Source organism: Microvirga brassicacearum, from assembly GCF_008757455.1.
In the GTDB taxonomy this organism is placed as follows: Bacteria; Pseudomonadota; Alphaproteobacteria; order Rhizobiales; family Beijerinckiaceae; genus Microvirga; species Microvirga brassicacearum.
The window spans coordinates 19,851-27,681 of sequence record NZ_VCMV01000050.1; the positions used below are offsets into that span (position 1 = coordinate 19,851).

Here is a 7,831-nt window from a genome sequence, read left to right on the forward strand (position 1 = left end):
CTTCCAGCGCCCGTGCTAACCGACGGTGTGGGAATCGCTTAGTGCGCGACCGAGCCAAGGTCCGGTTGTCCTGACCTGACTGGATCCTGCCGCGGTCGTGTAAATCTCTGAAACAGGTAAAAGCCGTTGTAACGGACGCCTACCTCTGCGGCCGTAAGATCGAAAGCCGAGGACAGGCCAGCCAATCCCTCCAGCTTACAATCGAACTCCCAGTCGGCGCCTGTGATGAACCGAGGGATCGCTCGATCCTCGGGAACAGCGCAAATCAACTCGGACCGCTCTCGCGACCGAAATAGGTTGTAGGACGACATGGCCCATCTCCGCTCGATCTGTTTCGGGAAGGCTTTGGGAACAGCCTACGGTGCAAAAATACCCCATGCGACGAGCATAAAAGCAGCCGCCAGAAGGCCAGAGCTGAACCAGAGTTCAGAGCGGTTGTATGAATCGACGACGACCGAACGTGTTCTTCGTACCTTGTGCATGACCAACTCACTTTCTGTCCTTGGTCCGGCTCTGCACTTTGCGCCCAGGTTCGGGCCATATTTGACGCAAGCATTGTGCCCGCTAAGGTTACAAACGACAAAGGAAATTGTTTGGGCATTGAGTGCAATTGTTTTGGATGGTTGAGGGAGGCAACCCGGCAGCTTGTACCGTGCTCTGCCGGAAATAGCTGATCGCCAATCTGTGTTTGCGTGGGTTTTATCCAGCAAAAAGTTTGTATTTAAAGTTCATAATTATTCACTCCCGTACGGCGGAACGTCGAGACTAGACTGACTTCGCGCGCCTTCGGGGAGCGGTCTCACGCATCTGTCCCGAAACGGGCGACGCTGGCGGGAGGCAGATTTCCGTTTTCCAGCCGATTGCGCGCGCGGTGCGGATTCAGGAGGAAGACATGGATTCAGCTTCTCATGCGGACGTAGCAGGCGACCATGGCATCCCGACATTCTGGCGGCGCTGGTTCTTCTCGACCAACCACAAGGACATCGGCACACTTTACCTCATCTTTGCCTTCGTCGCCGGTCTCGTGGGCGGCGGCTTCTCGATTCTGATGCGGATGGAATTGCAGGAGCCGGCACTTCAGATTTTCTCCAATCCGCAATCCTTCAACGTCATCGTGACCGCACATGGTCTGGTCATGATTTTCTTCGTTCTGATGCCCGCACTGATCGGCGGCTTCGGCAACTGGTTCATCCCGTTGATGATCGGAGCGCCGGATATGGCCTTTCCGCGTCTCAACAACATTTCGTTCTGGTTGATCGTATCGGCTTTCGGGCTCTTCCTCCTTTCTCTCTTCTCGGATGGCGCCCCGGGTTCCCTCGGCATCGGTGGAGGCTGGACACTGTATCCTCCACTTTCCTCGATCGGCCATCCGGGATCCTCCGTCGACTTCGGCATTCTTGCGCTTCATATCGCCGGTGCCTCATCGATCCTGGGCGCCATCAACTTCATCACCACGATCCTGAACATGAGGGCGCCCGGCATGACACTGCACAAGATGCCGCTCTTTGCCTGGGCGATGCTGGTCACGGCCTTCATGCTGCTGATCACCTTGCCGGTGCTCGCAGGTGCGATTACCATGCTTCTAACGGACCGTAATTTCGGCACGACCTTCTTCGACCCATCAGGCGGCGGCGACCCGATCCTCTACCAGCATCTGTTCTGGTTTTTTGGTCATCCCGAAGTTTACGTCATGGTTCTTCCGGCCTTCGGGATCGTCAGCCATATCATTTCGACATTCTCGAAAAAGCCGATCTTCGGTTACCTCGGCATGGCCTACGCAATGGCAGCCATCGGCGTTCTCGGCAGCGTCGTATGGGCGCACCACATGTTCACGGTCGGGCTGTCGCTTCAGACCCAGGCCTATTTCGTGTTCGCCAGCATGGTGATCGCCGTTCCGACAGGCATCAAGATCTTCTCGTGGCTCGCAACCATGTGGGGTGGTTCGATTCGGTTCTCCGCGGCCATGCATTGGGCTATCGGGTTCATCTTTGTCTTCACTATCGGCGGGGTGACGGGCGTCGTACTGGCGAACGCCGGCATCGACCGGTACATGCACGACACCTATTACGTCGTGGCCCATTTCCACTACGTGCTTTCGCTTGGCGCCGTGTTCATGATCTTCGGAGGGATGTACTACTGGTTTCCGAAAATGTCTGGATACGTCATCCCGGAGTGGATCGGAAAAACCCATTTCTGGATCGCCTTTGTCGGCGCCAACGTCCTGTTCTTTCCGCAGCATTTCCTCGGTCTGTCGGGAATGCCGCGTCGCTACGCGGATTATCCGGATGCGTTTGCAGGCTGGAACGTCGTCTCCTCGATCGGCGCCTATATTTTTGCCGCCGGTCTTCTGGTGTTCATGTTCGGCGTCGTCTACGCCTTCGTCCGCAAGGAGAAAGCCGCAGGTAATCCGTGGGGCGAAGGCGCGACAACGCTCGAATGGACCCTGTCGTCTCCGCCCCCATTTCACCAGTTCGATGTCCTGCCGCGCATCGTGGGACGGGAATATTGAGGTGCTACCGACGCCCTTTCGCACCATCTAAAGGCGGAGACACCGGCTTTCGGCGGCTCTCGTTTGGCTACCGCAAATAACAATCCGGACCCGTCTCGCTTGACGGGCCGGGATGGAGCAGGAATCCTTCCGACGAGGTCAGGCTGGACCACACGGCCCGTCAGGAACTTGACTTTCTAAAACCTCAAACTAGCGTGGCAAGTATTATGCTGCGAAAGATGAAAACGTATTTTTATACATACGCAGGTCGCCTGAAAGCAGGCACGTTTCGGCGACAAGTTTCTGTCAGCCCCCGAGATAAATAATTAGCGAACTTCCATTCCACGCTTTCGCTTCGGATTCCGCTGTCGCTGGTGGGGAATCCCAATCTGATCGGAAGCACATCATCCAAGGAGCATTCGATCATGTCTGCGCCGTCCCTGCCCCCCTGACGATAGCATCGACTGACTACGATGATCTTCTGCTTTATGCGGGCATCGCCCAACGGAAGGGCAATTGTAACGCGGACTTCATGTTGGCCGAGCTGCGACGCGCTAAACTGTGCGATCCGAGCGAATTACCCGATGATATTGTCTCTCCGAATTGCCGCGTGATCTATCGCGTCGACGACGCGTCGAAACCGACGGCTCGCCTTCTTGCGAGGAAGGATTCGCCTGCATCCTGTTCATCGACGAGCTCGACTCGTTTGGCGATCGGGAGACACTCGATGGGAGAAACGAACAATACTGCCGAGAGGTCATCAATGGCTTCCTTGAATGTCTCGACGGAGCCGAAGAGCGGGAGGGTGTGGTCGTGGTCGGCGCCACGAACCTGCCGGACAAGATCGACGCCGCCATCCGGCGCCCGGGCCGCCTCGACAGGCACGTCGTCATTCCCCTGCCGGACCTCGAGGCAAGAAAAGGCATTCTGCGGCATCATCTTCGTGGCGCCCTCCAGGAAGAAGACCTGACCGAGACTGCGGAGCGTCTGCAAGGGGCATCGGGCGCCGTCATCGAGCAGGTCGTGCGGGATGCTCGGCGCAAGGCGAGGACGGAACGGCGAGATCCCCTGATCGGCGACCTTCACGCATCCCTGCCGGCGCGGGTGTGCCTCACGGACGATGCCCATCGCCGGGCCTGCATTCCCGAGGCAGGCCACGCCGTCGTCGGCTGTCTGCCGCGGGCGGTGTCAGGCACCCTCCCCGCCGACGTCTGGGCCTTTCGCGACGTCGCCGCCGGCGGCCCGGCCGGGAAGACTGTCTTCCAGCGCCGCTCTGGAATTGTGGGGACGAAGGTGTCCTATCTCGCCGAGATCACGGTGCTCCTGTCCGGGCTTGCCGCCGAGGAGATCGCCTTCGGATCCCATTCCGACGGCGGCGGCGGGTCTGACGGTTCCGATCTCCAGCGGGCCACCGTTCTTGCGACCGCGATGGAGGCATCGCTCGGTCTGGGTCGGCAACTCGCTTATCTCGCCGCACACAGCGACGCGGAGATCCTCGATCGCTTGCGGGCGGATGTATCCTTGTGACGCACCGTGAACCGCACACTTGCCGCCTGTTTTAAGCGATCAAGAACGATGCTCGACGAAAACAGGATCGCCCTCGACCAGATTGCTGATCTTCTCGATCGGCATGGGCGTGCATCGTTCGACGATATTCTCGGAGCCGTCCATGTGACCGGATCATCTGCTGCGGATAGCGAGGATCGGTCCTGGCCCGCTTGATCCGGTGGCTATGCGCGACCTTGGGTTGGCTCGGAAGTCTGTTGTAAAAATGAGCCTTCATCGCCCCAGCAGACCAATCCTCAATTTTGCTCGCCTGCGATCATCGGGAACGCGCCGCAGTTGCTCACAGACGGCGAACTGCGCTCGCACCAAGCCTCGGCCTCTTGAGTGCCCTCTTGCACTTGTATGGCGGCTGGTGAAATTGAGGCCGGCGAGAAGGCACCGTTCTCAAGCAGATCAGCTCAGGCACGTGTGTGCGAACCGTCCTACTGAATGACCCGGAGATCGTCGCGCTGTGCGTTGAAATCGTCCTGGCTCGGAGATCGCACGAATGCGGGCGATCCTCGACGGCTATTGAGCCAATAATGACTTTCATCTAACAGGATCGGGGTCTCACCATGAGAGCCAACCAGACCAATCAAGCCACAATCTACCGGATGGTCACACCCGAACACACCTGCCCGTCGGCCTGAAGTCAGTCCACCTGCTCAAGCGCAAGGGCTACACGGTCAATGACAACCTCCTGAAGAGTCGAGCTGAGCAGGACGCCTTCAAGGCCAAGCATGACGTCGAGATGACGCCGCAGACCTTCATCGACGGAAATCGCGTCGGCGAAAATGACGACCTGCGTCGCCACTTCGGCATGCCCGTCGCCGACCCAAATGCCGTCAGCTATCGTCCAGTCATCGTCGTCTTTGTCACGGCGGCATTGATGGCATTGTCGGCGATTTGGGCGTCTTTCGGCCTGGTCGCGCGGGTGAAGGCGCTCAAGGTCGGCGATCCCGTGGTCAACGACGTTGAAGTCGAGCCGCTGATCCTGCCCAAGGAGGTTGATCGGGTCGCCTCGTGGATAGACGAGGCGGTCAAGTACGGGGCGCGGATCGCGACCGGTGGCAGGCGCATTTCGCTGACGACATTGGAGCCGACCGTGCTGCTCGACCCGTCGCCTGAGGCGAAGGTGACGCAGCTTGAGGTCTTCGGCCCGGTCGTCTGCGTCTACCGCTATGAGAAGCTCGACGACGCCATCGCGCAGGCGAACGCCCTGCCAGTGGCCTTCCAGGCCAGCATCTTCGCGCAGGACATCGACGTCGCCTTGCGCGCCGCCAACCGGCTCGATGCTTCCGCCGTGATGATCAACGATCTTACCACCTTCCGCACCGACTGGATGCCCTTCGCCGGACGCCGCGAATTCGGCTACGCCACCGGCGGCATCCCCTTCACCATGCGCGACATGACACAGGAGAAGATGATCCTGATGCGCAAGAGCTAACATCATTTTGGCGGCGAAGCGCCAGGGATCTGATGGGGTGGACGCCCCCCAACGGCCTTGGTGTGCCAAAGTGGAGGTGTTGATCACCACTTGAGAGAGGCGTCCATGGGTGAAGTTAACACAATTGGCCTGGATTCTGGCGATCGAGGATATCGACCACTCCCGCACCAAGACCAAGAGCCCGCAGACGAACAGGATCGCTGAACGCTTTCACAAGACGGTGCTCGATGAATTCTACCGCGTCGCGTTCCGCAAGAAGATCTATGCGTCGGTCGCGGAATTGCAGATTGACCTCGATGCCTGGGTTGTGAGTTATAAATGAGGAGAGGCCCCATCAAGGGCGCTGGTGTTTCGGCAAGACACCGATGCAGACCTTCCTGGATGCGGTCCCATTGGCAAAGGAGAAAATGATCGCCGCCTGATCACCACCAGATAAGCCAAACCCGACCATCTTCGGACATCAAACGTCAGATTAAGTCCCAGCTAGTACAGCTGATCATCGGCCACGATGAAACCCATCTCTTTTCGTTCCTCTAGCCGCATGCCAGCGGCAGATGCGGACACGACGCGTGAGCGCGCACCGCTTTCGTTTGTCGTTTCCAATCAAAGCCGTCAAGCGCGAGGCCCGAGGCGCTCCCGCGCCAAGATACGTCGCGCCCTTTCGCGGACCGGGGCATCGATCATCTGATTGTTCAACGCAACCGCACCCAGATCCGGCACCGCCAGGACCTCGCGCGCCCAGGCGAGTTGCGATTCCAGGGGCGCAAACCCGGCAAAGGCGGGTTTGATCTGTCTCGGGTGAATGCAGAGCTTGCCCCCGAAGCCCAGGTCGCTCGCGTGCCGCGCGTCACTCTCCACAAGCTCCGGATTCTTGGTCTCGGCCGTGACTCCATCGAGCGGCGGAAGAAGATTGCCCGACCGCGAGGCCAGCACGATCTCGGCTCGTGCGAACAGCAGAGCCTCGCGGGTGTGCGCACAACCCAAATCGGCACAGAAGTCGATCGACCCGAATGCAAGCCGGAGGGCGCCATCGGCCCGCGCGATCTCCCGAACGTTGGCGAGCCCTTCGGCCGTCTCGATCAGCGCGATGATCGACTGTCCCGGAGCGAGCCTTTCGCGCAGGCCGCGAAGGTCGCCCGCGGATTCTGCCTTGGGCACGACGATGCCGGCAAGCGGCAGGAAGCCCACTACCTCAACATCTTCTCCAAACCATTCTGTCGTCGGCGCATTCACGCGCACGAAGGTCGGCACGGCCAACGGCTGCAGCGCACGAAGGCCTTCCCTGGCCTGCGATTTCGCTACCGGTGGAACCGCGTCTTCAAGATCGATCAGGACCGCATCCGCCCCCGATAGGCCCGCTTTGATGAAACGACCGGGCCGATCGCCCGGCACGAACAAAGGGGCGATGCATGCAAGTGGATTTCTGCTCACCATGTGGCGCTCGCTTCCATTGTGGCATGACCGTCCGCATTCGCGGTCCAGAGGCGAAGCGCGCCCCCATCTTCCACAGCGTTGAGGGTGAAGTCGGCGCCGTCGAACAGAGGTTTCACGCCGCGAAAATCGAACGCTCTCGGCGTGCGCCCGCCTTTCAACGAGGCCGCGAACTCCAACAGCATCGTCGCCTGCAACGGACCATGGACGATGAGCCCCGGATAGCCCTCGACGTCCCGGCAATAGCACCGGTCATAATGGATCCGGTGACCATTGAAGGTCAGGGCCGAGTAGCGAAACAGGAGCACCGGATCGGCTGCGACCGAACCGCTCCACCTCGCCGGCCTGGGCTGCGCGGGGGAGGTCGATACTGCCGAAGGAGCGGCCAGTCGGCCTGTCTCGCCGGGGCGGTAGACGATGTCCTGGCGCTCGCTGATCGCCACGCCACGTTCTGTGGAAATCTCGTGGTCGACCGTGACGAAACAGAGCGTCCCCGAGCTTCCCCGCTTCACCGTCACGTCGCGGATCTCGGAATGGCGCGTGACCACGTCGGAGACACGCAGCCGGTCGTGAATGTCGAGCCTCCCGCCGGCCCACATCCGTCGCGGCAGAGGAATTGGCGGCAGAAAACCGCCCCGCGCCGGATGGCCGTCCGACCCGAGTTCCGACATCGGCACCATAGGGGGCGCGAGGCACCAATGCATCGCGATTGGTACTTCCAGGTCGTCGCGGGAACCGGAACCGATAGTCGCGATGAGGCCAACAACCAGGCGGGCCGTGACCACATCGCTCGCCTGCTCGGTCTTGCCTATCCAGCGGCGAAGATGGTCGAGATCGAATTGCGCCGACGCCATCATGCCCCCTCCCCGAATTCCACACGGATACTATCGGTATGGGCGCCGAGGGCGGGCACTGGGCGG

The 7,831-nt window shown here is 60.1% G+C and carries 4 protein-coding genes and 2 pseudogenes; 4 read left to right on the top strand and 2 right to left on the bottom strand.

What is annotated here, in order from left to right:
* Positions 1-892: 892 nt before the first annotated feature.
* The 4 genes and pseudogenes from ctaD to FEZ63_RS20610 form a co-directional block, all read left to right on the top strand.
* The gene (ctaD, locus tag FEZ63_RS20595) at positions 893-2,509 is read left to right on the top strand and encodes a cytochrome c oxidase subunit I (protein ID WP_150948016.1); all 1,617 of its coding nucleotides are present in this window, start codon (positions 893-895) and stop codon (positions 2,507-2,509) included.
* 582 nt (positions 2,510-3,091) lie between these two features.
* Positions 3,092-4,015, top strand: a complete 924-nt coding sequence (locus FEZ63_RS20600; RefSeq protein ID WP_150948019.1) for an AAA family ATPase — start codon at positions 3,092-3,094, stop codon at positions 4,013-4,015.
* A gap of 940 nt (positions 4,016-4,955) precedes the next feature.
* Positions 4,956-5,480 (top strand): annotated as a pseudogene (locus tag FEZ63_RS20605) (aldehyde dehydrogenase family protein); the annotation flags it as partial.
* A 136-nt stretch (positions 5,481-5,616) separates the two neighbouring features.
* Positions 5,617-5,902: pseudogene (locus tag FEZ63_RS20610) on the top strand (integrase core domain-containing protein); the annotation flags it as partial.
* 190 nt (positions 5,903-6,092) lie between these two features.
* Here the strand turns inward: FEZ63_RS20610 and FEZ63_RS20615 are convergent.
* On the bottom strand, positions 6,093-6,914 hold the full coding sequence (locus FEZ63_RS20615; protein ID WP_150948021.1) for an HpcH/HpaI aldolase/citrate lyase family protein: 822 nt from the start codon (positions 6,912-6,914) through the stop codon (positions 6,093-6,095).
* Positions 6,908-7,768 carry an HTD2 family dehydratase gene (locus tag FEZ63_RS20620; protein WP_420846310.1) on the bottom strand — a complete coding sequence of 287 codons (861 nt, stop codon included), beginning with the start codon at positions 7,766-7,768 and terminating at the stop codon, positions 6,908-6,910. The genes FEZ63_RS20615 and FEZ63_RS20620 overlap by 7 nt, the downstream gene beginning before the upstream one ends.
* Positions 7,769-7,831 lie beyond the last annotated feature (63 nt).